The organism is Arthrobacter sp. D1-17 (assembly GCF_054130535.1).
Window position 1 is genome coordinate 2,545,306 of the sequence record NZ_CP096382.1, and the last position, 26,557, is coordinate 2,571,862.

22 protein-coding genes are annotated in these 26,557 nt (G+C 66.4%); 8 read left to right on the forward strand and 14 right to left on the reverse strand.

All coding sequences use genetic code 11. The features are described from left to right. Nucleotides 1-48 precede the first annotated feature (48 nt). Nucleotides 49-720 (forward strand): potassium channel family protein, encoded by a 672-nt coding sequence (locus M1E01_RS11890; RefSeq protein WP_457971798.1) that lies wholly within the window; start codon nt 49-51, stop codon nt 718-720. Next, nucleotides 721-1,566, forward strand: coding sequence for a potassium channel family protein (locus M1E01_RS11895; protein ID WP_457971799.1), 846 nt, complete (start codon nt 721-723; stop codon nt 1,564-1,566). It begins immediately after the preceding gene. On the opposite strand, the gene M1E01_RS11900 is transcribed toward M1E01_RS11895, so the two are convergent. The 4 genes from M1E01_RS11900 to dut all read right to left on the reverse strand — a co-directional run bounded on the left by M1E01_RS11900 (nt 1,533) and on the right by dut (nt 3,995). Continuing rightward, nucleotides 1,533-2,327, reverse strand: a complete 795-nt coding sequence (locus tag M1E01_RS11900; RefSeq protein ID WP_457971800.1) for a DUF3159 domain-containing protein — start codon at nt 2,325-2,327, stop codon at nt 1,533-1,535. The genes M1E01_RS11895 and M1E01_RS11900 overlap by 34 nt on opposite strands. Further along, nucleotides 2,324-2,641, reverse strand: coding sequence for a hypothetical protein (locus M1E01_RS11905; protein WP_457971801.1), 318 nt, complete (start codon nt 2,639-2,641; stop codon nt 2,324-2,326). Before M1E01_RS11905 ends, M1E01_RS11900 begins: the two co-directional genes overlap by 4 nt. Then, the gene (locus tag M1E01_RS11910) at nt 2,634-3,365 is read right to left on the reverse strand and encodes a DUF3710 domain-containing protein (RefSeq protein WP_457971802.1); all 732 of its coding nucleotides are present in this window, start codon (nt 3,363-3,365) and stop codon (nt 2,634-2,636) included. The genes M1E01_RS11905 and M1E01_RS11910 overlap by 8 nt, the downstream gene beginning before the upstream one ends. A gap of 129 nt (nt 3,366-3,494) precedes the next feature. After that, nucleotides 3,495-3,995, reverse strand: coding sequence for a dUTP diphosphatase (gene dut, locus M1E01_RS11915; protein WP_457971803.1), 501 nt, complete (start codon nt 3,993-3,995; stop codon nt 3,495-3,497). A gap of 120 nt (nt 3,996-4,115) precedes the next feature. Between dut and M1E01_RS11920 the strand changes: the two genes are divergently transcribed. Further along, complete coding sequence (locus M1E01_RS11920; RefSeq protein ID WP_457971804.1) at nt 4,116-4,607, forward strand: DUF3093 domain-containing protein; 492 nt, start codon at nt 4,116-4,118, stop codon at nt 4,605-4,607. Between the two features lie 18 nt (nt 4,608-4,625). Here the strand turns inward: M1E01_RS11920 and M1E01_RS11925 are convergent, their stop codons facing one another. Further along, complete coding sequence (locus tag M1E01_RS11925; RefSeq protein ID WP_457971805.1) at nt 4,626-4,925, reverse strand: DUF4193 domain-containing protein; 300 nt, start codon at nt 4,923-4,925, stop codon at nt 4,626-4,628. Between the two features lie 321 nt (nt 4,926-5,246). Here M1E01_RS11925 and sepH point away from each other — a divergent pair, with 321 nt between their 5' ends. Next, entirely contained in the window at nt 5,247-6,743 is a 1,497-nt protein-coding gene (sepH, locus tag M1E01_RS11930; protein ID WP_457971806.1) for a septation protein SepH, read from the forward strand. On the opposite strand, the gene M1E01_RS11935 is transcribed toward sepH, so the two are convergent. From M1E01_RS11935 to M1E01_RS11950, 4 genes are read right to left on the reverse strand one after another with little or no spacing between them, the layout of a single operon-like run. Beyond that, nucleotides 6,744-7,547 carry a thymidine kinase gene (locus M1E01_RS11935; protein ID WP_457971807.1) on the reverse strand — a complete coding sequence of 268 codons (804 nt, stop codon included), beginning with the start codon at nt 7,545-7,547 and terminating at the stop codon, nt 6,744-6,746. It lies immediately after the preceding gene. Next, entirely contained in the window at nt 7,540-8,832 is a 1,293-nt protein-coding gene (locus tag M1E01_RS11940) for an alkaline phosphatase family protein (RefSeq protein WP_457971808.1), read from the reverse strand. The genes M1E01_RS11935 and M1E01_RS11940 overlap by 8 nt, the downstream gene beginning before the upstream one ends. A 1-nt stretch (nt 8,833) precedes the next feature. After that, nucleotides 8,834-9,577 (reverse strand): DUF5998 family protein, encoded by a 744-nt coding sequence (locus M1E01_RS11945; protein ID WP_457971809.1) that lies wholly within the window; start codon nt 9,575-9,577, stop codon nt 8,834-8,836. 43 nt (nt 9,578-9,620) lie between these two features. Beyond that, a complete protein-coding gene (locus M1E01_RS11950) occupies nt 9,621-12,311 on the reverse strand; it encodes a bifunctional acetate--CoA ligase family protein/GNAT family N-acetyltransferase (RefSeq protein WP_457971810.1) in 2,691 nt (896 codons plus the stop codon). 57 nt (nt 12,312-12,368) lie between these two features. On the opposite strand from M1E01_RS11950, the gene M1E01_RS11955 reads away from it, so the two are divergent. Next, entirely contained in the window at nt 12,369-14,894 is a 2,526-nt protein-coding gene (locus M1E01_RS11955; RefSeq protein WP_457971811.1) for a DNA gyrase/topoisomerase IV subunit A, read from the forward strand. A 9-nt stretch (nt 14,895-14,903) separates the two neighbouring features. Beyond that, the gene (locus M1E01_RS11960) at nt 14,904-15,422 is read left to right on the forward strand and encodes a DinB family protein (protein ID WP_457971812.1); all 519 of its coding nucleotides are present in this window, start codon (nt 14,904-14,906) and stop codon (nt 15,420-15,422) included. A gap of 20 nt (nt 15,423-15,442) precedes the next feature. Here the strand turns inward: M1E01_RS11960 and M1E01_RS11965 are convergent, their stop codons facing one another. Genes M1E01_RS11965 through M1E01_RS11980 form a run of 4 tightly spaced genes read right to left on the reverse strand, consistent with a single transcriptional unit; the run spans nt 15,443 to nt 22,697 of the window. Beyond that, a complete protein-coding gene (locus tag M1E01_RS11965; protein ID WP_457971813.1) occupies nt 15,443-16,465 on the reverse strand; it encodes a GNAT family N-acetyltransferase in 1,023 nt (340 codons plus the stop codon). Nucleotides 16,466-16,474: 9 nt separating this feature from the next. Further along, complete coding sequence (gene cydD / locus M1E01_RS11970; RefSeq protein ID WP_457971814.1) at nt 16,475-20,020, reverse strand: thiol reductant ABC exporter subunit CydD; 3,546 nt, start codon at nt 20,018-20,020, stop codon at nt 16,475-16,477. Nucleotides 20,021-20,027: 7 nt separating this feature from the next. Next, the gene (cydB, locus tag M1E01_RS11975; protein ID WP_457971815.1) at nt 20,028-21,077 is read right to left on the reverse strand and encodes a cytochrome d ubiquinol oxidase subunit II; all 1,050 of its coding nucleotides are present in this window, start codon (nt 21,075-21,077) and stop codon (nt 20,028-20,030) included. 18 nt (nt 21,078-21,095) lie between these two features. Further along, nucleotides 21,096-22,697, reverse strand: a complete 1,602-nt coding sequence (locus M1E01_RS11980; protein ID WP_457974950.1) for a cytochrome ubiquinol oxidase subunit I — start codon at nt 22,695-22,697, stop codon at nt 21,096-21,098. Between the two features lie 274 nt (nt 22,698-22,971). Here M1E01_RS11980 and M1E01_RS11985 point away from each other — a divergent pair, with 274 nt between their 5' ends. Beyond that, nucleotides 22,972-23,358: a BlaI/MecI/CopY family transcriptional regulator gene (locus M1E01_RS11985; protein ID WP_457971816.1), complete on the forward strand. Its 387-nt coding sequence runs from the start codon at nt 22,972-22,974 to the stop codon at nt 23,356-23,358. 6 nt (nt 23,359-23,364) lie between these two features. Further along, nucleotides 23,365-24,351, forward strand: a complete 987-nt coding sequence (locus M1E01_RS11990) for a M56 family metallopeptidase (RefSeq protein WP_457971817.1) — start codon at nt 23,365-23,367, stop codon at nt 24,349-24,351. A gap of 55 nt (nt 24,352-24,406) precedes the next feature. Here the strand turns inward: M1E01_RS11990 and M1E01_RS11995 are convergent, their stop codons facing one another. Continuing rightward, on the reverse strand, nt 24,407-26,512 hold the full coding sequence (locus M1E01_RS11995) for a DNA gyrase/topoisomerase IV subunit B (protein ID WP_457971818.1): 2,106 nt from the start codon (nt 26,510-26,512) through the stop codon (nt 24,407-24,409). Nucleotides 26,513-26,557 lie beyond the last annotated feature (45 nt).

Genomic DNA, 26,557 nt, shown 5'->3' on the forward strand with positions numbered 1-26,557 from the left:
CCGGCGGTAGAGTCATACCGGGCAGCAAGGAAACTGGAGGAGACACGGGTGGCGCACTTCGTGATCATGGGTTGTGGACGCGTCGGAGCCACGCTCGCGCACACGCTCGAGGACGCAGGACATTCGGTGGCCATCATTGACCAGGACGACCGTGCCTTCCGCCGGCTGCGTTCCGGCTTCACCGGGCGCAAGGTCACCGGCGTCGGCTTTGACCGGGACACGCTGAAGCAGGCAGGAGTAGCCGAGGCCTACGCTTTCGCTGCAGTTTCCAGTGGTGACAACTCCAACATCCTGGCCACCCGCGTGGCGCGCGAGACCTTCCACGTCCAGCACGTGGTCGCCAGGATCTACGATCCCGGCCGGGCGGAGATCTACCAGCGGCTCGGCATTCCCACGGTGGCCGCTGTACGGTGGAGCGCCGACCAGGTCCTGCGCCGCATCCTCCCCGAACAGCACATGGCAGGGGACTTCCGCGAGCCTTCGGGCCGGCTTGTCCTCGCCGAACTCGACATCGATCCTGCCTGGATCGGCCACACTGTGGACTCGATCGAAAAGGCCGCTGACGTCCGCGTCGCGTACCTGACCCGCTTCGGCGAAGGGATGCTTCCCACCTCAGGCACCTCTTACCAGGACGGTGACACAGTGCATGCCATGATGCGCCTTGACCGCAGCGTGGAAGTGTCCCAAATTCTCGCCAAAGCACCGGCCAAGGAGTCGTAAGTGAAAGTCGTCATCGTCGGAGCTGGAAGCGTGGGTTCCTCGATCGCCCGGGAGTTGCTGGCCCACAAGCACGAGATCCTGCTCATCGACCTCAAACCCGAGGTCATCGGCCGCAGCGGACTGCGCGGAGCGCACTGGCTGGTGGGCGACGCGTGCGAACTTAGCACGCTGCAGGACGCAAAGCTTGAAGACGCGGACGTGGTGGTCTCGGCGACCGGTGACGACAAGGTCAACCTGGTCGTTTCCCTGCTGGCCAAGACCGAATTCGGTGTGGGACGCACAGTGGGTCGTGTCAACAACCCCAAGAATGACTGGATGTTCAACGACTCCTGGGGCGTGGACGTCGCCGTCAACACGCCGCAGCTTATGACGGCACTGGTGGAGGAAGCGGTGGAGATCGGCGACCTCGTCCGGCTGCTTACGCTCCAGACGGGCGTGTCATCCCTGGTGGAATTCACGGTGCCGCACGATTCGCACGCCATCGGGCTCACAGTGGGAAGCATCGACTGGCCGGAGGATTCGACGCTTGTAGCGATCCTCCGCGATCAGGCACCAATCACGCCGAGCCGGGACGACGTCATTGACGGCGGCGACGAGCTCTTCTTCGTGACGACGATTGCCGCGGAGGATCAGCTGCGTGAGCTGCTGTCCCCCGGATCCGCCCAAGGTGCGGATGTGTCCGCCGGATCCGCCCCTTCCGGTGAGGACGGGCCGTTCGGCGAAAGCCTGCCCTCTGCTGGAACCCAGCCATCTGATGGAACCCGGCCATCTGATGAGGCCGTCCCCGCGTCTGTCCCGCAGACACGGCTCGATCAGTCGGCGGAGGACGACGGCTTCGACGGCTGAATCCCCGGCACGGGTGCAGGTCGGGTAACCAGCCAGGCCAGCCACACGCCCAGAATATACAGCGGCGCGCCCATGATGAGCCGAGTGGTGGCCAGGGCGGCCAGTCCCTCAGGGCCCATGAGGTACAACGGCACCTGCACCACAAGCCGAAGAGCCAGCACCCCGACGATAATCCATGTGCCCAGCTGGTAGGCGCGTACCCGGGCCGGATGCTGCCGCCAATCCAGGCCCTCATTGCGGATGAAGCCGAACAGCAATCCCGCCAGGGGCCACCGGACGGCGATTGAGATGACCATCGCGACGATGTAGGCGGCATTCGTCAGGAAACCCGGAAGGTAAAAGTCCTCCGCCTTGCCGGTGCTGTTGGCAAACCAGGCGGAAATCCCGACGCCCACCACCCCTGCCAAGGCCTGGGTCAGCGGGCGGCGCTGGGCGAGGCGCACGATGGTAAATACAGCGGCCGTTGCCAGTGCAGCAATCAGCGACGGCGTCAGGGCAGCTGAGATGGTGAAGGAGACCAGGAACACCAGGCCGGGGAGGATGCTTTCCGCAATGCCCTGGTAGCCGCCGGCGCTCTTGAGGACGTCGATGCGGCCGTCCTCCGTGCGGTGCAAGCCTGATTTGGAGGCATAGCCCTCAGCTAGGCCGGCGAACCCGGGATTGTCCGGCGCCGGTTCCGGCCTTTCGCTCTCGTGCCCAAGCCTTGCCCTTTCCTGTTCGGGCCTTGCCCTCTCCTGCTCCGGATTGTCTGGCAGAGTCATTCGTTCTCCTGGCGGGACAGTATTTCGTAGCGGGGGTTGAACATAGTGCGGATACCCTCGCGCAGGGTCAGCATGCCTTGCAGACGGACTTCAGTGCCGGCGTCGATACCCGGGACGCGCCTGCGCCCGAGCCAAATGACGCGCAGCCTGCCGCGGCCTTCATGGTCCGTCACTGTGGCGGTAAAGGCGGCCACCTGGCTGGCAGGGACGTAGGTCACCGATTCGATGAAGCCCTGGCACAGCACGCGCCCCCGCTCCGGCAGCCCGCTGATGGGGACCGGTCCGTCCTGCGGATGGGGGCGGGCATCAACCAATCTGGGTGATCTCCGGTCCGCGCTCAGGCTGTTCGAATTCCGGCGCACCGTCCGCTGCACCCTGCGGTGCAGGTCCGGCGGCTTCCTTGGGGAGGCGCAACTGCAGCAGGTCCCTTGGCGGCATGGGATTGTCGCCGCGGACCACGACGATCTTGCGGAAGAGTTCCTCAAGGCCGGCAGCGGCTTCGCGGTTCAGCGCTGCTTCGCCCCCGAACACACCACGGAGGAACCACCGTGGACCGTCAACGCCGATGAAACGGGCAACGCGGTAGCCCTGGGTCCCGTCGTTGATTCCGGAAGGCAGCTTGGCCACGAGCTCGGCGCCGAACTCGCCGGGGATCTCCTCGACCTGCCCGCCCTGGCTGCCGACTGACTGGCCGATCTGTTCGCGGATTTCGTCCCACAGGCCCTCGGACCGGGGCGCCGCGAACGCCTGCAGCTGCAGGCTCGACCCGTCCAGGTCCATGGTTACTGCCACAACCCGCTGGGTCGCCTCCTCGACCTCAAGACGAAGCTGCAGCCCTTCGCGGGGCGCAATGAGCAGGGCGCCCAGATCGACGTAGCCGTCCTTGCTGCTGACTTCGGAGACATCGAATGGACCAGTGACGCTGCGGCCGGATGCTACTGGACCGTCGCCTGCATCATCGCCTGCGTCCTCATCCCGCACTTCGTCCGGCTGTACGGCCTCTTCCATCTTGGCTTTCCTGCGCCGCCCAAAAACCATGGGTGTGTCTCCTTCAATTGTGATCTGTCCCCTACGCGTTGGGATCAGCCGCGCTGTTTACCTGGGGCGTTGACCCTCGGCGCTGTTACCCGCGGGCTCTTCCGCTGTGCGCTTTTATGCTGTGCACGCTCATGCTTGGACCTCTGGCAAAGCAAAGCCGCCCGTGGAGCCGAAACCTCCGGTGCCACGGACTGAGTCGCTCAGTTCACCGACGGCGACGAACTGCGCGTATTCCACGCGCTGAATGACCATCTGTGCAATTCTATCGCCGCGGCGCAGTTCTATCGCCTTGTCCCGGTCGGTGTTCAGGAGCGTCACAGCGATCTCGCCGCGGTATCCTGCATCAACTGTTCCCGGGGCATTGACAACGGTGAGTCCGTGCTTCGTGGCAAGTCCCGAGCGGGGGTGGATCAGCGCGACGAAACCGTCCGGAAGAGCGATCGAGACGCCGGTAGGCACGAGGCGCCGCTCCCCCGGTTCCAGGACGACGTCCTCGCGGGCGCGCAGGTCGGCACCTGCGTCGCCGGGGTGGGCGTAGGAGGGAGCCTCCAGGCCGTCGTCGAGCATCTTCAGCTGGATCTGCACAGTATGCCGCAGCGCTGGCTTAAGGGCTGTTTGTTCGTCAGTCACAGTCCCTCACTCTATCGCCCGGGCGCCGCGGCTCCTACTACGCGTTTGCTCCTACCGGGCGGGCCTGCCGCAGCGAGCGGCCGGGATGAAATGCCCCGGCAAAGATGGAAAGCTGGGTGCATGCCCGAATCGAGCGCAGCAGTGCCTGCCCACCACCAGCCGCCGCCGCCGGACGACACTGTCCTTTTTACTGAGAAGCTGTGGCCCAGTGCCTGGATCTGGCTGGTTGCGGCCGGCCTGGCCGGGGCAGGCATCCTGGTGTTTGCGCCCATCAGCCCGGCCGCCGGATTCACGGCCGCCGCGGTCCTCTTCTCCATCCAGGCCGCCCTGCTCATTCTCTCCACGCCCACGGTCACCGTCACGGCGCGCACGCTGCAAGTGGGCAGGGCAGTTATCGACCGCGGGCTGATCGGTCAGGCGGAGGCATTCCGCAAGGAGGAGGCCACGGCTGAGCGGGGCACACGCCTGAATGGCCTGGCATACCTGTGCATCCGCGGTTGGATCGATCCTGTGGTGCGGATCGGCATCAACGACCCGTCCGATCCCACGCCGTACTGGCTGACATCCACCCGCCGCCCGGAGGAACTGGTGGCCGCGCTATCCGCCAGGTAGTTCCGGCCGCAATTGTTCTCAGCCTTCGCAGTCCCGGCAATACAGGCGGCCGTCCTTTTCGCGGGCGATCTGGGAGCGGTGCCGGACCAGGAAGCACGACGAACAGGTGAACTCATCTGCCTGCGCCGGCATGACCCGGACCAGCAGTTCCTCTCCGGAGAGGTCGGCGCCGGGCAGCTCATATCCCTCCGCGAGGTCGGCCTCGTCCTCTTCCACCACTGCGGTGGGTTTCTCGGCGCGCCGGGTCTTCAGCTCTTCGATTGAATCCTCGTTGAGGTCCTCTTCCGACTTCCTCGGCGCGTCATAGTCTGTGGCCATGGTCTGCTGCTCACACTCCGTCGACTCACATGGATGATGCAACGTGCACAACGCCGAACACGGTCGGTTTGTGCCCGGTTCGGGGCCATTTTTCCGTAAGACGGAGGGAAAAGCCATAGTGGCGCCAATGAGGCTGGCCCGCCTGTTCCGGCCCCGCATCCTGCCCGCGTCCTGTCAGCGTTCTGTCAGCGTTCTGTCAGAGGAAACACTGCCTAGGGAGCAAACTCCCGGAATTTCGCGGCGCGCCCGCCGTCCTAACCGGAAAAGCCGGGCTTCAGTGGCAGAGTTTCGAATGATAGTGAAGCCAGGGTGGAGGATTGTATGCAGGATCTACGGCTTGTAGGCGTCCACGACGACGGGGAGCATCTCCTGTTGAGCGGCGCCGGCGGCGAGATGTTCCAGCTGCCGATCAATGAAGCGTTGCGGCTGGCGGCGAGCCGGCCCTCGCTGCGAAAGCAGGCCTCCGCAGTGACGGCCTTGTCCCCGCGCGATATCCAGGCCAGAATCCGAAGCGGGGCGACCGCTGCCGAGGTTGCCGAGGCTTCCGGGCTGCCGCTGGAAAAGGTCGAGCGCTACGAAGGCCCGGTACTGGCCGAGCGCGAGTACATTGCCCAGCAGGCCCGCAAGGTAGAGGTTGCCTCACCTGCCCCCGGCCACGACATCTACCGGTCGGCCTTTGGCGACAACCCGGCCACCCTCGGTGACATGGTGGGGCACCGTCTTGCGGCACACGGAATTTCCTCGTCCACCCTGGAATGGGATTCCTGGCGACGGCCGGACGGCACATGGACGGTGGTGGCAAGGTTTGAGACCCAGCCGGGAAATCCTGTAACCATCGGCGAAGAGCCGCCGGCCATGTGGACGTTCAACCCGTCCCGCAAATCCTTGCAGAACGCCAACCGTTGGGCACAGCAGCTCAGTGAGCTGGAGCCTCTGGATGGTCCTGTTCCTGCCCGCCGCCTCTCCGCGGTTTCTGACCGGCCTTTCGACTTTGAAACTGACGCCGAGACGGCGGCGCGGAACAGTGCCGATCAGCAGAAGGACGCGGACGGTCTATTGGACATGCTGCGTTCCCGAAGGGGCCAGCGGCTGGGCCTTGACGAAGACAGCGATGACGCCCTGGCGCTCCTGCTGGCCAATGGGGTTCCCGCAGCCCACCCCAGGCCCGAGGAAGCCGCCCCGGTCCTTGCACCGGATGAAGACGAACCTGCTGACGATGAAGCTGCAGGCGATAAAACGGACTCCCCGGCGGCTGAGCACACCGCTGCACCACGCGGCCCTGCACCTGCCGGCCCTGCAACCCATGGTCCTGCCACACGACGCCGCGATGCCCGGCCTTCCATGGTCTCCCGCCTCAGCCTGGCACCGCAACACCAGAGTTTCTCCGGCGGGCCCGAGGACGACTCGCTCCAGCTTCACAACGGCGTCAGCACCGACACCCGCGAAATCACCATCGTCCCGGCACCTCTGCGTCCTGTCGGAAACGAGGGACCTGCTGGCAGTGCCGGTCTTGCGGGACCCGTGGGTGGCGCAGATACTGACAGTACCGGCATCCAGGACACGCCCGGGGCGCGGCCGGCGGATCGCCCTCTTGAACGTCCAGCCGGCGCGTCCGCCGCGAGTAACGCAGGACTCGATGAACTGCTCGGACGGGGAACACCACGCCGCCGGCTCGACGCAGGCCGCGCAGCAGCCGATCAGGGAACGGCCGGCCGCCAGCACCAGGACAGGGACGAACCCGAACGTCAGCCGGCAAGACCAAAACGCTCAAGCGTCCCCAGCTGGGACGAAATCGTCTTCGGAACCCGGGGCGACTAGCTAAGCTGGACGGTTCCTTGGGCTGCTCTGCGGTCCGGGCTGGCAGTCAGCGGATGCGCTGCCCGCAACACCGCCCGCCCCGCGCCACAGGCACGCGTCGACCTCAAACGGCAGCAGCTGATCCTTCTGGGCCATGATGTTGGCGCCGTGGGCGGTCACGCGGCGCATGAAGTGCCGCCGGCACAGCGTCTCGTAACCCACTACCGGTCCCGTCCCGCCGTCGTTCAACCCGGCGCCGTCTGTCCCGGCGCCCGTTGCGGTTGACTCTCCGGCAGCCACGACATCGCCGACCACCACCTGTGCCCCTTCGGTGACCATGACGCCGTCGACCGTTCTGGCGTTGTGCGTGGCGCGCCGCCCGCACCAGCAGAGTGCCTCCACCTGCAGCACCTGCACGCGGTCGGCAAGCTCGATGAGGCGCTGGGACCCGGGGAAGAGCCGGGTGCGGAAATCGGAGGTGATGCCAAAGGCAAAGACGTCGATGTCAATCTCATCCACAACCCGTGCGAGCTGCTCCACCTGGGCGGCGGAATAGAACTGGGCTTCGTCGCAGATGAGGTAGTCCACGCGCACACCCTTGGTGCGGCGCTGCACCACCTCTTCCCAGAAGTCAGTGGTGTCCAGGACTTCCACTGCATCCGTCTTCAGTCCGAGCCGGCTTGAAATACGGGATCCTCCGGCCCGGTCGTTGCGGCTGAAGCGGACTCCGCCGCGGCCGCGGGCGCGGTGGTTGTAGTCCATTTGCAGGGCGAGGGTGGACTTGCCGCAGTCCATGGTCCCTGAGAAGAAGACGAGCTCAGCCACGGGCTCCCCTGCGGCGGGTGGTCCGGGCGGAGGCCGGGCCTGCTGTCTTGCCGGAAGCCTGGAAGCAGAGCAGCGGAACTTCCCTCTCCGCCTTGGTCAGGGAACCGTGCTGGCCCACCACCTCCATGGCAGTGGGGCGCTGGCGGCCGGTGTCGTAGAAGGCCAAGGCATCACGGGCCGCAATCATGACGTCGCCGATGCGCTGTTCCACGCCGGACCGGACGGGACCGAAGAGGCCGGCGGCGATGGCTTGTTCCCGGGTGAAGGCCCAAATCCGCTCCCCGAACCGGCCGCGCCAGGCATCGAGCAGGCGCTGTCGTCCGGTGCCACCGCCGCTGTCTGCGCCGCTGCGCGACAACCCGTCGTCCAGGTACAGATGCAGCATCCGCGGCTCCCCCGCTGTGTGCCGTACGCCGGCTATCAGTGCCGGGTCCGCGGAGTAGTCGATCCGCTGCGCTTCGGCCACATCGAGCATGCCGTGATCGGCAGTGAGGAGCACGGTAGTCCCCGCGGGCAGGGAGGAGTCCAGGCGTTTGACCGTAGCGTCCAGTTCTTCGAGCTGGTGCTCCCACTCGGGCGACTGGCATCCATGGCGGTGGCCGGCCTTGTCGAGGTCGTTCACATAGAAGTACATGAGGGACGCATCGGTGCCCGCCATCGCCTCGGCAGCGGCGGCCGTGCGGGCATGTGACGTGATCCCGGAAACGAAGCTGCCGCCACGGAGGGCTGCGCGGGTCATGGGTGAGTCGCCGAATTGCGGCAGGCTGACGGTGGTGACGTCAACATGTTCCGCGGCCCGTTCGAAAATGGTGGGGAACGGCTGCCAGTCCTGCGGGTCCACGCCGGCATCCCAGTTGCCCAGCATGTTGACCACCTTGTCCTGGGACGGATCAAGGACGTCATACCCGACTAAGCCGTGCTGCCCGGGAGCCAGGCCGGTGCCGAGGCTGGCGAGGGAGGCCGCCGTGGTGGAGGGAAACGCGGAATCGAGCCATACCGGAACCTCGCCCTGGCCCTGCTGCAGCACACCCCGGAGGAACGGGGTGTGCGCGGACTTCTGTTTCAGCAGGCCGCGGCCCAGGCCGTCAGCGAGGACAACACAGATCCGCCTGGCTGGCGGCAGTCCGAGCCGGTTCTCGAAGCCGTCAACGCCGATGCTGGCAGCGGCGCTGCCAAGCACCTCGGCGACCGACCGCCGCCCGTAGGCGGGGGCAGGAGGAAGCGCGGATGGGGACGATGGCAATACGGGGATGGCGGGAGCGGAAAGGTCGTGGTCCGGCCCCATCTCAGCGCTGGTGTCCGCGGCTGAGACGGTTGGAGAAGACGCCCATCCGGGGGCGCGGCTGGGACGAGCGGACTGCGTGCGGGACAGGAGCCGGGGAACCGGTGTTCACCGCGCGGAGCGCGCGGGCGAAAAGCTTGGCGTCCTGTACCGCCTGCAGCCCGTCAGCCTCTGCGGAGATGCGCAGGACAATGTCCTCCTGGGCAATGGTGCCGCTGTAGCCGTGGTCCGCCTCGCATTGCGGGTCTCCGCAGCTGGCCGGGCCCATCTCGAGCCGCTGGCCGCCGGACCATGCGATGGACAGCGTGACTTCCCGGACCGGATCCGAGGGCTTGTAGTTCTGCGGCTGGGAGTACATGTAGCTCAGCACCACGGACCGGATCTGGGCCACAGGGACGGACTCCGTGGAAATCTGCGCCACGATCTGCTCGCCGGCGTCGTCAAGCTGCTGGTCATCCACGTGCGTGATCACGAGCATGTCCTCGGTCAGCACCAGCACGGTGATGTGGCGCCGGACTTCGGCGCGGTCGAAGTGAGTTTCGAGGTGCACGAGGTGCGCAAGGCAGTCCCGGCCGTCGAGCGCGTCATCCACGACGTCGGCCACCAGGCGGGGGTAGAAACCGGCCTGCTGCAATGCCCCGTCCAAGCTCTGTCCCTGGGCGGTGTGGTTGTGTGAGCTGTGGTGGATGGAAGCCTGCGGGCTGTGGTCGGGGGCTTGAGGCTTCGAGGTGGGAGGCTGGGAGCTCATTTCCCCATTTTCACAGATCGGCTTGGCACATGCTAACCGGTGTTCAGTTGCGCAGGGCCCGGCGGGCACTGTCAGTGCGCTGTGCCGCGTTGCCGATCCGCACGTCCGCGCCGAGGATGAACACCCCCTGCGGCGTCGCGAGGACGGGGTTGAACTCCACCAGGGAAATCTCCGGGTGGGTGTCCTTGAGCAGGGTCAGGCGGGCGGCCAGGTCTTCCAGCGCGGCGACGTTGACGGCGGGAAGTCCCTGATAGCCGAAGAGCTTGCGGGAAGCGCGGGGACTGCGGATGAAGTCGCGGAGATCGGCCCCTGACAGCGGCGGCACGCGGTGCGCCCAGTCATCCAGCAGGTTCACGGCGTCACCGGCCAGCCCGAAGGAGACCACCGGCCCCAGCAGCGGGTCCTCGATGGCCCGGAACGTGCAGGCCTGCCCCACCGGCGCCATGGCCTGCACCTCCAGGGAGGCCGGGCCGTAGGGCTCCAGTGCCCGCCGCATTTGCGCGATGTTCAGCCGGAGGGACTCGGGGTCCTGGATGTCGAGCCGCACCCCGCCCAGATCGAGCCGGTGCCGCAGGGTCGGGTCGGTCGTCTTGAGCGCCACCGGCCAACCCAGCCGGTCCGCCGCGGCGACCGCCTCGTCTGCCGTATTGAAACCTTCAGAGGGAAGCACCCTGATCCCGTAGTGTCCGAGCAAGCGGGCGGCGTCGGCCGGGGCGAGCTCCTTGAGTTGCTCGCCCCGCACGTCGTGAAGCAGTCCCTCAAGATCGGCGTGCGCGGCTTCGGTGTCGCAGCCTTCGGGTTCCGCGAACAGCCCCTGGTCGCGGTCCGCCCATTCCGCGTAGCGCACCACAGCTGACAGGGCTGCGACGGCGGCTCCCGGATTTGAGTAGCACGGTACGGGCGGGGCGGGGGTGCCGTCCCCCACCATGCCCTCAACGTAGACGGAGGGGTCAAGGATGCCGGTGAAGGCCGCCACCACGGGCTTGCCGGCCGCCGCCGAACAGTCCGCGAGCGCATCGGCGATCTTCTCGACCGTTAGACCCCGGGCCGGCAGGAACGCCACCACGGCCGCGTGCACCTCGTCACGTGCCAGGGAAGCGCGCAGCCGGCGCTGCAGTTCCGGCAGTGCGCGGGACATGCCGCTGTCCAGATCCAGGTCTGCCACGAGGTCCTGGATACCGAGCCCGTGCGATGCCGCGCTGTCCGCCACCACCTTCCCCAGCGCCCCTGAATTGCTAAACACTGCGACGTCCGCGCCCTTGGGCAGCGGCTGGGAGGAAACGATCTGTGCCACATCCATGAGCTGCTCGATGGTTTCCACACGGATCACCCCGGCCTGGCGCATCATCGCGTCGAGCGCCCCGGGCGGTGCCTGGGTAGTGCGCACCGCATGCCCCGGAGGCAGCTGCAGGCCCATGGAGCTGGATTTGGCAACGATGACGGGTTTGGTGAGGGCAAGGCGGCGGGCCAGGCGGGAGAATTTGCGCGGGTTGCCGATTGACTCCAGGTACAGCCCCACGGCAGAGGTGTCGGCGTCGTCTTCCCAGAACTGCATCATGTCGTTGCCCGAGACGTCCGCGCGGTTGCCTGCCGACAGGAAGGTGGAGATGCCGACGCGGCGGCGGCTGGAGGCCGCATACAGGGCGACGCCGATTGCCGCTGACTGGCTGAACAGCCCCAGGCCCCCGCGGATGGCGAGGCTGGGTGCCATGGACGCGTTGAGGGAGACCGCCGGATGCGTGTTCACGATGCCCAGCGACGCCGGCCCGATCACCCGCATGCCGTTCGCCCTCGCCTGGCGGACCAGCGCCCGCTGACGCACCAGGCCGCGCTCGCCGTCTTCGGCGAACCCCGCCGACGCCACGAGGATTCCCTTCACCCCGGCTGCCGCGCACTCGTCCACCACCTTGGGCACTTCCTCGTACGGCACCGCGATGATGGCCAGCTGCACCGGCCCGGGAACCTCCGAGAGCTTGCCGAAGGACAACATCCCGGCCAGTTCAAACGCCTCAGGGTTAATCGCGTAAACGGGGCCCGTGAATCCGCCGCCGATGATGTGCTCAAGGAGCTGGTATCCCACCGTGCCCCACCTGCGGCTCGCGCCGATCACCGCCACCGACGACGGCGCGAGCAGGTCCTGTACGCTCCTGGCCTCGGCGCGGTGTTCGCGGGCTTCCATCACGGCTCGGGACTTGTCGGTGGGGTCAATGTTGAACTCCAGGCTGACCACGCCGTCGTCGAAATGCCTTTTGACGTCGTAACCCGCCTCGGAAAAGACCGTCAGCATCTTCCGGTTTTCCGGCAGGACTTCAGCGGTGAAGCGGCGTATGCCGTTTTCACGGGCAGCAGCGGCCAGGTGTTCCAGCAGGATGGAGCCGATGCCTCGGCCCTGGTGCCTGTCGGCGATGTTAAAGGCCACCTCGGCTTCCGAGGGGTCATCCAGCCGGTCGTAGCGTCCGATGCCGATGATTTCCCCGCCGATGGTGATCACGAAGGCTACCCGGTTGCGATAATCCACCTCGGTGAACCGTTTGAGCTCCTTGGCTGAGAGGCGGGCTTTGAAAGCGAAGAACCGCATGTAGATCGAGTTCTGCGACTGTCCGGTATGGAAAACCTGCACGGCGTCAGCATCGGTAGGATGGATGGGCCGCAGGTGGGCAGTTCCGCCGTCCCTCAGCACGACATCGGCTTCCCAATATTCCGGATATTCGCCGTCTGCGGGCTGTTCCACCATAGGCTTAGCCTAGCCAAGACTTTCCGAAGTGCACCCCAAAAGGATCTACCTAGCCCCATGGCCCGCCGCCAGAGTTCCACCCCCGCAGGGGAAATCGTCCAGGACTACACCGAAAACATCGTAGACATCGACGTCACTTCCGAAATGGAAGGCTCGTTCCTGGAGTACGCCTATTCAGTCATCTACTCCCGGGCACTTCCCGATGCCAGGGACGGGCTCAAGCCCGTGCAGCGGCGCATCCTGTACATGATGAGCGACATGGGGCTCCGGCCGGACCGCGGCCATGTCAAGAGCGCCCGTGTGGTGGGCGAGGTCATGGGGAAGCTCCACCCGCACGGCGATACTGCCATCTACGACGCCATGGTCCGCATGGCCCAGGACTTTTCGCTGCGGCTTCCGTTGATTGACGGACACGGCAACTTCGGATCGCTCGACGACGGTCCTGCGGCACCGCGATACACGGAGGCCCGCCTCGCGGCGGCAGCCCTCACCCTGACCGACCACCTCGACGAAGACGTTGTTGATTTCGTTCCAAACTACGACAACCAGCTCACCCAGCCGGACGTCCTGCCGGCAGCGTTCCCCAACCTGCTGGTCAACGGCGCCACGGGCATCGCCGTAGGTATGGCCACCAACATGGCGCCGCACAACCTCGTGGAGGTCATCTCCGCCGCGCGGCATCTGATTGCCAACCCGGACGCCACGCTGGATGACATCATGCGCTTCGTGCCCGGCCCCGACCTTCCCACCGGGGGCCGGATTGTGGGCCTGGACGGCATCCGGGACGCGTACGCCACCGGCCGGGGCTCCTTCAAAACCCGCGCCAAGGTGGAGGTGGAGCAGCTGTCGGCCCGCCGGACGGGCCTCGTTGTCACCGAGCTGCCGTACATGGTGGGCCCGGAAAAGGTGATCGAAAAGATCAAGGACGCCGTCAACGGCAAGAAGCTGACGGGCATCAGCGACATCGTTGACCTGACCGACCGCAAGCATGGCCTGCGCCTCGTCATTGAGCTGAAGAACGGTTTCAATCCCAACGCGGTGCTTCAGCAGCTCTACCGCTACTCGCCCATGGAAGACTCCTTCGGCATCAACAACGTTACCCTCGTTGACGGCCAGCCGCAGACCCTCGGCCTGCTCCAGCTGCTCACTGTCTACGTGGACCACCGCCTGAACGTGGTGCGGCGCCGGACGGCGTTCCGGCTGGGAAGGAAGAAGGACCGCCTGCACCTGGTGGAGGGTCTGCTGATCGCCATCGTGGACATCGACGAAGTCATCCAGATCATCCGGTCCTCGGATGAGGCGTCAGCTGCCCGCGAACGGCTGATGTCCATCTATGACCTCTCGGAGATCCAGGCGAACTACATCCTGGAACTGCGGTTGCGCCAGCTCACCAAGTATTCCCGGATCGAGCTGGAAAAGGAGCAGGACGAGCTGCGCCGTGAAATCGCCGAGCTCGAAGCGATCCTCGCCTCGGAGGAGCTGCTGCGTGATCTGGTCTCCGGAGAACTGGCGGAGATCGCGGAGAAATACGGCACTCCCCGGCGTACTGTGCTCCTGGAATCTGAGGCTGTCTCCCCCACCGTCCCGGCGGCAGCAGACGGCCTGCAGGGTAAGAACGGGGTCAAGGGCAAGGCCGCGCCGCTGGCACTGGAAATCCCGGACGATCCCTGCTGGGCCATCCTCACCGCGTCCGGACAGATCGCCAGGACATCCAACCAGGACAGCCTCGCTGAGTCCGGGCCGCGTTCCAAGCACGACGTGTTCCGCTCCGTCGTCAAGACGTCCGCCCGGGGCGAGATTGCGGCTGTCACCTCACAGGGGCGGATGCTGCGCATCCAGGTGATGGACATGCCGGTCCTGCCCCCGATGTCCGGCGTGCCCAACCTGGCCGGCGGGGTTCCTGCCAAGGACTTCATTACGCTGCTGAAGGGCGAATCGCTGGTGGCGTTCGCACCGCTGGACGAAGTGCTCGCAATCGGGACGGCCCAGGGCGTGGTCAAAAGGGTGCAGCCGGACTACCCGCTCAACCGGGAGGACTGGGAAGTCATAGCGCTCAAGGACAAAGACAGCGTGGTAGGCGTGGCACCGGCAGGAAGCGATGACACCGAGCTCGTCTTCCTGACGCGCCAGGCCCAGCTGCTGCGCTTCAGCGCGGGCAACGTCCGGCCGCAGGGCCGGACAGCCGGCGGCATGGCCGGCATCAAGCTTGCTCCGGGCGACCAGGTCATCTTCTTCGGCGCCGTTGCCCCCGGCGACGAGGCCGCCGTCGTCGTCACTATCGCCGGGACCGACGGCGCGCTGCCGGGAACCGCGCCGGGCGCCGCGAAGGTCACGGCGTTTTCGGAGTACCCGGCCAAGGGCCGGGCCACCGCCGGAGTCAGGGCGCACCGCTTTTTGAAGGGCGAGGACGTCCTGCTGCAGGCATGGGCCGGCCATGGCCCGGCGAAGGCGTCATCGCTGGCCGGCGTGGCACGTTCGCTCCCCCAGGAGCACGGACGCCGTGACGGTTCAGGCATTCCGCTCTCCCAGGCCGTGGAGGCAATCGGGCCCAGCATGACCTGGGCTGAGTCCGCGGAGACCTAGACTACTGGCATGCCTATCATCCCGGATGAAAAAGACTGGACCTGGGTCCTTTCCCGCGCGTGCAGCCAATGCGGCTTTGATGCCTCAACAGTCACGCCGTCGACGGTGCCGGGCAGCGTGGAGAACATGCTCCCGCGGTGGCGTGCCGTGCTGCGCCGGCCGGACGCTGCAGAGCGCCCAAATGACAGCACGTGGCCGGCACTGGAGTATGCCTGCCATGTCCGCGACGTCTTCAACCTCTTTGACCGGCGGCTGAACCTCATGCTCACCGACAACGACGCGAAATTCGACGACTGGGACCAGGACCGGACGGCCGTGGAGAGCGGCTACGCCAACGCCGACCCCACGCTCGTGAGCGCGGAACTGACCGCCGACGGCGAACAAGTGGCCGCCTCCTTCGCGCGGGTCAGCGAGTCGGAATGGGGCCGGACAGGGCTGCGCAGCAACGGCTCCAAGTTCACTGTGCTCACCCTTGCGCAGTATTTCCTGCACGACGTCACCCACCACTTGGCCGACGTCGACGGATAACTGCCCATGCGCAGCGGTAGCTAGTCCAGGTACTTGTCCCACGCCAGGCTCCTGTTGACGGGTTGGTAGCCCATCTTCAGGTACAGCGCCAGGGCACCGGTGGGATTCTCCGAGTCGACATCCAGGGAAGCGACGTCCAAACCATTAGCGGCGAAGCGACGCATCGCATCGGCCAGCAGCGCACTGGCGATGCCGCGACCACGGAACTCCCGCCGCACACCGAGCAGGTCCGTGTAGCCTTCGCTGAAGCCGCGGGTCACGGCGCTGTCCGGATCATGGGTGGCCAACTGGTACCCGGCCACCTTCCCGGTAGCCCGCTCGAGCACAACCGCGCTGAGGTCGGGCCGGGATTGGGGGTCGTTGACAATGAATCCCCACGACTCTTCGTCCTTTGGCTCGCTGCCCCAGTGGTCACGGAAGGCATCGTTGTGCGCGAGCCGCACCGCCTCACTCAGCCCGGGCCCCATTGCCACCAGCTCAAAGTCCGGGTCCATGGTGACCTCGGGCAAGGGCCCGGTCAGTGGCCGGTGCATCTCATTGAAGTAGCGCACGACGCTGTACCCATGCCTGGTGAAGAGTGCGATCTGGTGCCCGTGCTGCTGCTCACTATGGATCCGGAGCCGTGCGGCGGGGCCGCCATCCTCGAGGGGGCCGCCATCCTCGAGGAAGCGATGCCGCGTCCGGGCCTCAAGCCACTCCAGCAGCGCTGTGCCGACACCGCGGTGCTGCCATTCGGGATCGACGCAGCCGAAGCCGTACGCCTTTCCGCTGTCAGGGTTCTTGGTGATGCGCGCGTAGGCCCGGGCGGTACCGTCCCGGTCGAACCCCAGCACCGTGTTGCCCTCCGGCGGGTTCTTCCGGGACTCCATGATCTGCTCAAGCTCGGGGCGGCGTTCAAACCACACAGGCTTCTCCACAGCCGCTGTCCTGGCGATGAGGTCCGCCCACACTCCGATGTCGTCGCGTGTGGCGCTTTTCCACCGCAGCGAGGGGACATTGACTATTCGTTCCGTGGAGCCCTTCAAGGAGCCGGATTGAACCATGGAATCAGGCTAACCGGAGGCCCCTGACGGCGCCATGGACGCGCCGGACCTGAGTGCCAGCAGCACGTCCTCATGGCTAGTGTCGTCGGAGTTATGCGTCACGAGCACCACGGTCCGGGAGCGGAGCCCGGCCCGCAGGTCGGCCATCAGCGCCCTGCCCGATTCGGCGTCAAGGTGGGCCGTGGGCTCATCCAGCAGGATGACGTCGGCCTGCGTCATCAGGGTGCGGGCCACTGCGAGCCGCTGCCTTTCCCCGCCGCTGAGAAAGGCGCCGCCCGGGCCAATCCTGGTGTCGAGCCCGTGGTCGAGCCGCTCCAGCAGGGGTCCCAGACCAACAGCGTTGAGTGCCTGCTGCATGTCCCGTTCGGCGTCAGCGGGCTGCCCGGTGTCCGATGACTGCTCAGTGCGCCCCAGCAGCAGGTTGCCTCGGATGGTGGAATCAAAGAGGTGTGCTTCCTGCGGGCACCAGGCGACCCGGCCGCTGACGCGGATCCGGCCCTGGTCGGCGGGCAGGAAACCCAGCAGAACCGCCAGCAGGGTGGATTTACCCGCGCCCGAGGGGCCGGTGACAGCCAGCCAGCGGCCAGGTGCCGCCTCGGCCGACAGGTCGGTGAAGACAGGAGCGCCCCCGGGCCACGCGGCCGACACCCCGGCGAGTTCAAGCCCCGGGCGGCCGCCCTGCCGTGGCGAAGGAGCTGTTAGTTCCGTAGCGCGGGAACCCTGGCCATCCTCCAGCACCCCGGAGCCCCCGATGCGGCGCAGCACGGCACGCAGTGCCGGATACTGGCGGACCGCGGTCGTCATGGCGGCGAACGGTTCTGCCACGGCGAGCTGCATCAGGACAACAACGGCGGCAGTGGGCGCTGCGACGGCACCGGCCAGGACCTGGGGTGCTGCGAGGGCGGCGCAGGACAGTGCCGCGGCGCTGCACGCCGCGACAGTGATCGCCTGGCCGAGTCCCTCTGCCCAGGCGGAGCGCTGCGACGCCCGCGTCGCCGCGCGGTCCTCCGCCCGGATGGCGCCCAGGACTGGTGCTGCCGTGCCGTTGGCTAGCAGTTCCGCCCTCGCGTCGAGGGCGGCGGTGATGCGGTGCAGGACGCCTGAGCGGAGCCGCTGTTCGGTGCGGGCAGACATTCGGTCGGCCAGCAGCGCGGCGGCGGGCGCCAGGACCAGGCTGGCGGCGGCCGCGGCCAGGACCGCCGGCAGTGCAGCCGGCACCAGCCAGGCAGACGTTCCGGCGGCGGCTGCCGCCACGGCCAACGCCGTCACCGGCGGCAGGACGACCCGCGGCAGCAGGTCCCGGACGGTGTCGACGTCGTCGACCACCACACCGAGGACGTTCCCGCCCTGGAGCAGCCGCCGCAGGGACAGGGCCCGCCGGCTCAGCGACTCCCACAGGCGTCCGCGAAGCAGGGTCAGCGACGCAAAGACGGCGTCGTGGAGCAGCAGCCGCTCGCAGTAGCGCAGCACAGCCCTGCCGATTCCGAAGAACCGGACCCCCACGATAGCCGTGAGCAGGTACAGGATGGGCGGCTGTTCGCTGGACCGCAGGATGAGCCAGCCGGATAGGCCGGCAAGGGCAACAGCGAAGACCGAAGCCAGGATCCCCACGGCGCCGGCACCGGCGAACCTGCCGCGCACCGGGGCGAGCAGCCGGCCCAGCAGTCCGGCGATCGGCGCAGGTTGTTCAGCTGCCCTTGCTTCAGCCTTGGAGGCCAGGTCCAGCGCTTCTGCGCCGGCGCTCACGGCCGGGACTTCGCTCCGGAAGACAGTGCTGGTGGGGGCAGTCCCGGCAGAGACAGCCCTGACAGAATCGGTCGTAACAGAGTCAGCCGTAACAGAGGCAGCCGTAACAAAGGCAGAGCTATCGGATACCTGGGCCTCCTGCCCGGCCGCGGCCAGGGCAACCATGTGGTCGGCCAGTTCGCGTGTCTGTCGGTCATGGGCGACCAGGACAACTGTCACCCGGCCTCGGAGGCCACGGATAGCGTCCGCGACAGTGTCGGCAGTCTCCCGGTCCAGGTGGGCGGTGGGTTCATCGAGCAGCAGCACCGTGGCGCCGGCCCGAACCCGCGCCAGCCCACGGGCCAGCGCTACCCGGCGCAGTTCGCCGGGGCTCAGTTCCGCCGGGTGCTTTCCGGCCAGGTGGGCCGCGGCAACCGACGCGAGGCACTGCATAACGTCAGTGGCGGCCTTCTGTGCGTCTGCCGGGCTGCCCGTTCCGGCAGCGTCGGCCGTCAGGTACAGCAGCACCTCGTCCCTCACGCTATCCGCCACCATGACCGGATGCTGGGGCACCCACGCCACATCCCCGGACGCGAAGCCCTGCAGGGCTCCGGTAACTTCCGTTCCGGCTGTGCACGTGCCAGCTGTATCCGTGCGGGCTGTATCCGTGCGGGCCGTAGATCCGACAGTCCCCGCAAGGACCCCCAGCACGGTGCTCTTCCCGGCGCCGCTGGGTCCGTCGAGGGCGGTGACCAACCCGGCCGGTGCGGTGAAGCTGAGTGGCCCGACGGCGGCACCGCGCCGTCCGGGGTAGCGGACGGCGAGTCCCCTGACCGTGACATCCTGAACACTGCCGGAACCGCCGGCCGGAACGGTAGCGGGAGCGAGCCGCTGCTGGCCCGGCGCGTCCAGCACCGCCGTCGTCTCAGCGAGCGCCGCGCGGCCGTCGTCGCTCGCGTGATGTGCCGTTCCCAGTTCACGCAGCGGAAGGTAGCAGTCCGGCGCAAGGATCAGGGCGAGGAGCCCCGCCTCCAGCCCCATGTCGCCGTGCACCAGCCGCACGCCGATGAAGACGGCAACCACGGCTACCGAAATCGTTGCAATCAGTTCAAGCGCCAGGGCAGAGAGGAACGCGGTCCGAAGCGTGCCCATGGTGCGGGAACGGTACTCCTCGGAAATGTCTTCGAGCGCGCGCCGCTGGGCCGCAGCCCGGCCGAGCCCCACCAGCACCGGAAGCCCTTTGGCCAGTTCCAGCATGTGGGCCGAGAGCCGGGACAACGCCGCCTGCGCGTCCCTGACCTTGTCCTCGGTATAGCGGCCGATCAGCACCATGAACAGCGGTACGAGCGGCACTGTCAGCACCACCACCACGGCGCTCACCCAGTCGGCGAACAGGATCCGCGCACCCAGCAGCAGCGGAATCGTCGCGCAATTCACTAAGGCGGGCAGGAACTGCGTGTAATAGCTGTCCAGTGCATCCAGGCCCCGCGTAGCCAGGACCGCCAGGCCGCCGTCGGCCGGACCCGACGTGCGGACACCGTTGCGCAGGGCATGCTCCAGGAGCTGCGAGCGCAGCTCCTCCTTGACGCCCAAGGCAGCCCGCCGGGAAACCACTCCCTGCGCCCAGACTGTGGCTGCCCTGAGGACGACGCCGGTCATGCCCCACACCAGCTGGTCGGCCCAGGCAGGGTCTTTGCTCATGAGATTGGCGAGGACCGATGCTACGGCCTGTCCCATGAGGACGAGGGCGAGCGCTTTCAGCGCCGCGAGCAGGCCCAGCCCGTAGAGCGCGGCACGGGTCGAGGGCCCGCTGGGAAATTGTGGCTTCACGGTACGTTCAGTCGTTCCGAAGGAAGGCTTTGGCGGCGATGGCGGGCACAAAGCTGTGCGCCTCCGGAATGTCGGCGGCGCTGACCCTGCGGCGGAAGACCCAGTAAGTCCAGGCCTGGTAGGCGATGACCAGCGGCAGTCCCACGCACGCGACGGCAGTCATGAGCCCCAGGGTGTAATCCGAGGATGACGCATTGGCGATGGTCAGGCTGAACGCAGGATCGATGGTCGAGGGAAGCACCCGCGGGAAGACGGCGCCAAAGATTGAGGCGGTACCGCCAACCAGGAACACTCCGGTGGCCAGAAAGGCCTTGCCCTCTTTGCCTGTCCGTGCCTGGAACCATGCGGCGGCTGCCGCGAACACGGCAGCGGCGAGGAGGGCCAGCGTCCAGGTCTTGCCGAAGAGGAGCTGCACGCTTACGGCCCAGGCAGCCATGGGCAGGAGCAGGACGGGAAGCAGCCGCACGAACCAGCGTCGGGCACGGTGCCGGACCTCGCCGTCGGTCTTCAGCGCTAGGAACGCGAGTGCGTGCAGCAGCGCAAAGCCCGCCACGGCGAAGCCGCCGAGCACCGCATAGCCGCTGAACCAGGCGAACGGTCCCCCGTCCCGGTCCCCGTTGGCGTCCAAAGGCAGGCCCGTCGTGGTGAGCGCAAGGGCCGCGCCCACGCCGAAGGCGGCCAGGAAGGAACCGACGGCGATGGCCCAGTCCCAGGTGGTGCGCCAGCGGACGGTGTCCACTTTCCCGCGGTATTCAAACGCTACGGCCCGGAAGATCAAGGCCACCAGGACGATGAGCAGCGGCAGGTACAGGGTTGAAAAGAGGGACGCATACCAGAACGGAAAGGCGGCGAACGTGGCTCCGGCTGCGGTAAGCAGCCAGACTTCATTCCCGTCCCAGACGGGTCCGATGGTGTTGAGCAGCAAGCGCCGTTCCGTGTTGTCGCGCGCGAAGAGCTTCATCAGCATGCCAACTCCAAGGTCGAATCCCTCGAGGAAGAGATATCCCGTCCACAGCACGGCGATGGCGATGAACCAGACAGTGGGCAACAGTTCCATGTTCCGTATCCTCAGGTCTTAGTAGGCGAAGGCCAGCACGTCGTCGCCGGTTCCGGGCTTGCGCGGCCCGTCCGGACCGGGAGTGGCATCCTCGTTCTCATCAGCGGGAGCGTGGGCCAGCTCCGGCATGGCGGAGACCACGCCGCCGCGGACGTATTTCACAAGGAGTTTCACCTCCACCACGAGCAGCACCGCATAGATGGCGGTCAGGACGATCAGGGAGGTCAGGATCTCACCGGCCGAGACCCCAGGGGAAACCGCGGCGGCCGTGAACATGAAAACCGGGTCAATTCCGTTGAGGTCGGGGTTTGGCGCCACGACGAAGGGCTGGCGTCCCATCTCTGTGAAGATCCAGCCCGCGGCGTTTGCTCCGAACGGGGCCAGGATTCCGACCACGGCCAGCCGCATGAGCCAGCGGGACTGCGGAACCGTGCCGCTGCGTGTGACCCACAGCGCCAGGAGTGCAGCGATGGCCGCGATTCCACCGAATCCGATCATCATGCGGAAGCCCCAGTAGGTGACCTCCATGACCGGCACGTACTCGATTTCCTGTCCTGCACGCTCACCGTAGATGGGGTTGTCAGGCAGGTGGGTGCCGTAGTCGGCTTTGTACTGGCCTACCAGGCTGTTCACGCCCTTGACCTCGGTGGTGAAATCCCCCTTGGCCAGGTAGGAGAGGACGCCCGGCACCTCGATCAGGGCCACAATGTCGTCGCAGTTCTGGGATCCGAGGTTTCCCACGCTCAGGACCGAAAAGCCCGTACCGTCGTGGCAGGCTGCTTCGGCTGCCGCCATTTTCATCGGCTGCTGCTCGAACATCAGCTTGCCTTGAAGGTCTCCGGTAAGCGCCGTGCCTGCGAAGGAAATCATGGCCACAACCGCCCCGATACGGAGGGAGCGGAGCCACACGGTGTGGTCGGTGCCGTCGCGGCCGGAAATGTCGGCCGAGCCGACGATGACCTTTCCGTCAGCGCCGACGGTGTCAATGCCGTCGTGGCGCCGCCGCCAAAGGTGGTACCAGGCGATGCCGAGCAGGAAGCCTCCTGCAACGGCAAGGGCGCCAAAGAGAGTGTGCGGCACGGCGACGAGGGCCGTGTTGTTGGTGAAGACCGCCCAGGCATCCGTCATGACAGGCCGGCCGTCGATCATGTCGACGCCTACAGGGTGCTGCATCCAGCTGTTGGCCACAATGATGAAGTAGGCGGAAAAGAATGAACCGACGACGGCGATCCAGAGGCAGGCCAGGTGGACGCCCTTCTTGAGCTGCTTCCAGCCGAAGATCCAGAGCCCCAGGAACGTGGACTCGACGAAGAACGCGAGCAGGGCCTCAAGGGCCAAAGGCGCCCCGAAGACGTCGCCCACGAAGCGGCTGTACTCGCTCCAGGCCATGCCGAACTGGAACTCCTGCACGATGCCGGTGGCCACGCCCATGATGAAGTTGATGAGGAAGAGCTTCCCCCAGAACTTGGTCATCCGCAGGTAGGCAGGGTTGCCCGTCCGGTACCAGACTGTCTGGATCACGGCCACGGCGAGGCCCAAGCCGATGGTCAGCGGCACCATCATGAAGTGGTAAACGGTGGTGATTCCGAATTGCCAGCGTGCGATTTCCAAGGCTTCCAAGGCGGTCCCTACTTTAGGCTGGTCCAAGCTCTCAGGGGATGTTTTCTACGCTACGTAGAACATCTATTTCTACAAAGTGTAGAACAGCGCCCGTGGCCCTGTAAACATGCCTGCAGCGCCCTCGGCGCGGCGGCAATGACGCGCGGCTCGCCGCTGGTTCTACCTCATGTAGAAACAACGGCGGAAACGCGTTAGATTTGTAGTTGAAGTATTGGAATCACAGCACGCAGTGGCCGGCCGGCCGCCGGCGGCGTGATGGCAGAAGGATGTACAGATGGCGAGTCTTGGTGAACTGGAACGGGCAGTGATGGACCTGCTCTGGGCGGGCCGGGAAGCGGCGACTGCCAACACCCTGCGCGACATGCTGGCACAGAGCACCGCGGCGCAGGGCGGCGCAGCAGGGCACGTTGGCAAGGACCTTGCGGTCACCACTGTCCTCACGGTGCTTTCGCGCCTGGAAAAGAAGGGCTTGGTCGAGCGCGAACGCGGCACCCGCCCGCACCGCTACCAGGCCGTTTCCAGCCGCGCGGACCACACCGCGGAACTCATGCACGAAGTGCTCGGATCGGCCCCTGACCGCGAGGCTGTACTGGCCAGGTTTATCGGCTCGGTGACGGAAAGCGAAGCTGAGACACTGCGCAAACTGCTTGGCCACAGCTAGCGGACAATGTTCTGGACCTCATATTTCCTGGCGGTCCTGGCGATAGTACTGGCATGGCCGGTACCTATCCTTCTCTCCCGCGCCCGCTGGCCGGCGCGGGATCCGTTCACAGCCATGGTGCTGTGGCAGGCCATCGGCCTCGCCGGCGGCCTTTCCATGATCGGCGCGATGCTGGTTTACGCGCTCGAGCCGATCGGTGACAACCTCATTGCCGGCCTGCGGGCGCTGGCAGGCATGGTGTTCCAGAACGAACCCACGACAGCCCTCGGGTTCTGGCACCTCTTTGCGCTGTCCGCAGCCGCACTGCTGAGCGCGCACCTCGTGTTCACCCTGCTGCTGACGTATTACAAGATCGAGCGGCAGCGCCGGAAGCACCGCGAACTGCTCGCGCTGCTGGCCTCCCCCTCCGAACACGGCACCGCCACCATGGTGATTAATCACGATTCTCCGGTTGCGTACTGTCTGCCGGGCGGCGCGCGGTCCGTCACCGTACTCTCCGACGGGCTCATGGCGGCACTGGAACCGGCGGAGCTGCGAGCCGTACTGATCCACGAGAACGCCCATCTCAACCAGCGCCACCACCTGCTGCTGTGGGCCTTCGCCGCGTGGCGTCAGGCGCTGCCCTGGCTGCCCACGACCCGTCTGGCGCAGGAAGCTGTCAACTCCCTCATCGAAATGCTGGCCGACGACGTGGCCCTCAAAACGGAGAGCAAAGCCACGCTCATTAAAGCGATCGCCATCGTGGCCAGCGGCTCCGCCGTGCCGCAGGCAGCGCCTGCCTTTGGCCAGGGCGCCCGGGGTGACCAGGGGCTGCAGCTGCCGGACGGCTCCGGAGGAGCCGTCCCGGCGAGCACGACGGCGTCCCGCGTCAGCCGCCTGCTCTCACCGCGCCCTCCGCTGCCCGCAGCCCTCCGGGCCAGCGTGCTCGCCGTCTGTGTGCTGCTACTGGCCATGCCCACGGCCCTGCTCATTGTGCCGGGGCTGCTGGGCTAGCTGTACTGCCCAGCGTTAGGGCTTCCTGGCACTGCAGGCAAGGCGGTGCCGGCTGTCAGGCGTCGATGCGGTCGCGGTCGAGGCTGGCTGCCCCCGCAACGATGAAGTCTTTGCGGGGCGCGACGTCCGAACCCATGAGCAGGTCAAAGGTGGCTTCCGCGTGCTGGGCGTTCTCGATGTTGACTTTGCGCAGCATGCGGTGCCGGGGGTCCATGGTGGTCTCGGCCAGCTGCTCGGCGTCCATCTCCCCCAGGCCCTTGTAGCGCTGAATGGGTTCCTTGTAGCGCTTGCCTTCCTTGGCGAGGCGGGCCAGCAGCGCGTGCAGCTCCGCCTCCGAGTAGGTGTAAATCATCTCGTTGGCCTTCTGGCCGGGATTGATGACTTCCACCCGGTGCAGTGGCGGCACAGCCGCGAAAACCCTGCCCTGCTCGACCATGGGCCGCATGTAGCGGAAGAACAGAGTGAGCAGCAGCGTTCGGATGTGCGCGCCATCGACGTCGGCGTCCGTCATGAGGATCACCTTCCCGTAGCGGGCGGCCTCGATCGCGAAGCTGCGCCCCGACCCGGCCCCCACCACCTGGATCAGCGCAGCACATTCAGTATTGGACAGCATGTCGCCCACGGAAGCCTTCTGCACGTTCAGGATCTTCCCGCGAATGGGCAGCAGCGCCTGGAAGTCCGACGACCGGGCCAGCTTGGCGGTGCCGAGGGCGGAATCGCCCTCGACAATGAACAGCTCGGACCGGGCCACGTCATCCGTCCGGCAGTCTGCCAGTTTGGTCGGCATTGAGGAGGACTCCAGTGCCGACTTTCGGCGCTGCGTCTCCTTGTGCACACGGGCGGAGATGCGGGATTTCATCTCGCTGACGATTTTTTCCAGCAGCAGCGCGGACTGCGCCTTGTCATTGCGGTTGGAGGAGTTGAGCTTGGCCGTGATCTCCTTCTCCACGATCCGTGCCACGATGGCCTTCACCGCCGACGTCCCGAGAATTTCCTTTGTCTGCCCCTCGAATTGCGGCTCGGCGAGACGGACCGTGAGCACGGCGGTCAGGCCCGCGAAGATGTCATCCTTTTCGATCTTGTCGTTGCCGGCCTTGAGCTTCCTGGCGTTGGCCTCCACAGCTTTACGGAAGGTTTTGACGAGAGCTTGCTCAAAGCCGGCCTGGTGAGTGCCGCCCTTGGGTGTGGAAATGATGTTGACGAAGCTGCGGACGGTGGTGTCGTAGCCGATGCCCCAGCGAAGCGCAACGTCCACTTCGCAGTCACGCTCGACTTCGGCCAGTGCGCTGTGGCCCTTTTCGTCCAGCACCGGAACAGTTTCCTTGAACTTCCCAGCACCATGGAGCCGCCAGACGTCCGTGACCCCGGAATCGATGGCGAGGAACTCCACGAATTCGGAAATGCCGCCGTCGTGGTGAAAAACCTCCTCGTGGGGCCCGTTCTCGCCGGGCGTTCCGGGATGTTTCCGTTCGTCACAGACGGTCAGCTTCAGGCCCGGGACCAGGAACGACGTCTGGCGGGCGCGGGCGGCCAGTTCCTCATAGGAGAACTTGGCGTCAGGCGTGAAGATCTGGCGGTCCGCCCAGTAACGGATCCGCGTGCCTGTCACCCCCCGCTTGGCCTTGCCGACAATGTCCAGCACGGAGTTGTCCACGAACGGCTCAAAGGGGGCGGCAGGGTCAGGGCGCGTGCCGTCCTTGAAGCGGCCGGGCTCGCCCCTGCGGAAGGACATCTTGTATGTCTTGCCGCCGCGGTCCACTTCGACGTCGAGCCGGGCGGAGAGAGCGTTGACCACCGAGGCGCCCACCCCGTGCAAGCCACCGGACGCGGTGTAGGAGCCCCCGCCGAACTTGCCTCCGGCGTGCAGCTTGGTGAAAACGACTTCAACGCCGGTAAGGCCGGTCTTGGGTTCGACATCGATGGGAATGCCGCGGCCGTCATCGTGAATCTCCACCGAGTTGTCCGCGTGCAAAATGATCTTGATGTCGTGGCCGAAACCGGCCAGGGCCTCGTCCACGGAATTGTCGATGATCTCCCAGAGACAGTGCATGAGGCCCCGGGAATCGGTGGAACCGATGTACATGCCCGGGCGTTTCCGGACGGCCTCGAGGCCCTCCAGCACCGAAAGGTGGCGGGCGGTGTAATCAGAACTCGGTGCCACAGGCAGTGAACTCCTTCAAAGAGGGCCCGGCTAGGGCATTAAATG

What these genes read in the sequence shown, in the direction of transcription:
- M1E01_RS11900 (WP_457971800.1), bottom strand. Translation starts at nt 2,327, where the DNA reads ATGACTCTGCCAGACAATCCGGAGCAGGAGAGGGCAAGGCCCGAACAG.
- M1E01_RS11910 (WP_457971802.1), bottom strand. Translation starts at nt 3,365, where the DNA reads ATGGTTTTTGGGCGGCGCAGGAAAGCCAAGATGGAAGAGGCCGTACAG.
- M1E01_RS11920 (WP_457971804.1), top strand. Translation starts at nt 4,116, where the DNA reads ATGCCCGAATCGAGCGCAGCAGTGCCTGCCCACCACCAGCCGCCGCCG.
- M1E01_RS11925 (WP_457971805.1), bottom strand. Translation starts at nt 4,925, where the DNA reads ATGGCCACAGACTATGACGCGCCGAGGAAGTCGGAAGAGGACCTCAAC.
- sepH (WP_457971806.1), top strand. Translation starts at nt 5,247, where the DNA reads ATGCAGGATCTACGGCTTGTAGGCGTCCACGACGACGGGGAGCATCTC.
- M1E01_RS11940 (WP_457971808.1), bottom strand. Translation starts at nt 8,832, where the DNA reads ATGGGGCCGGACCACGACCTTTCCGCTCCCGCCATCCCCGTATTGCCA.
- M1E01_RS11945 (WP_457971809.1), bottom strand. Translation starts at nt 9,577, where the DNA reads ATGAGCTCCCAGCCTCCCACCTCGAAGCCTCAAGCCCCCGACCACAGC.
- M1E01_RS11950 (WP_457971810.1), bottom strand. Translation starts at nt 12,311, where the DNA reads ATGGTGGAACAGCCCGCAGACGGCGAATATCCGGAATATTGGGAAGCC.
- M1E01_RS11955 (WP_457971811.1), top strand. Translation starts at nt 12,369, where the DNA reads ATGGCCCGCCGCCAGAGTTCCACCCCCGCAGGGGAAATCGTCCAGGAC.
- M1E01_RS11960 (WP_457971812.1), top strand. Translation starts at nt 14,904, where the DNA reads ATGCCTATCATCCCGGATGAAAAAGACTGGACCTGGGTCCTTTCCCGC.
- M1E01_RS11965 (WP_457971813.1), bottom strand. Translation starts at nt 16,465, where the DNA reads ATGGTTCAATCCGGCTCCTTGAAGGGCTCCACGGAACGAATAGTCAAT.
- cydB (WP_457971815.1), bottom strand. Translation starts at nt 21,077, where the DNA reads ATGGAACTGTTGCCCACTGTCTGGTTCATCGCCATCGCCGTGCTGTGG.
- M1E01_RS11985 (WP_457971816.1), top strand. Translation starts at nt 22,972, where the DNA reads ATGGCGAGTCTTGGTGAACTGGAACGGGCAGTGATGGACCTGCTCTGG.
- M1E01_RS11990 (WP_457971817.1), top strand. Translation starts at nt 23,365, where the DNA reads ATGTTCTGGACCTCATATTTCCTGGCGGTCCTGGCGATAGTACTGGCA.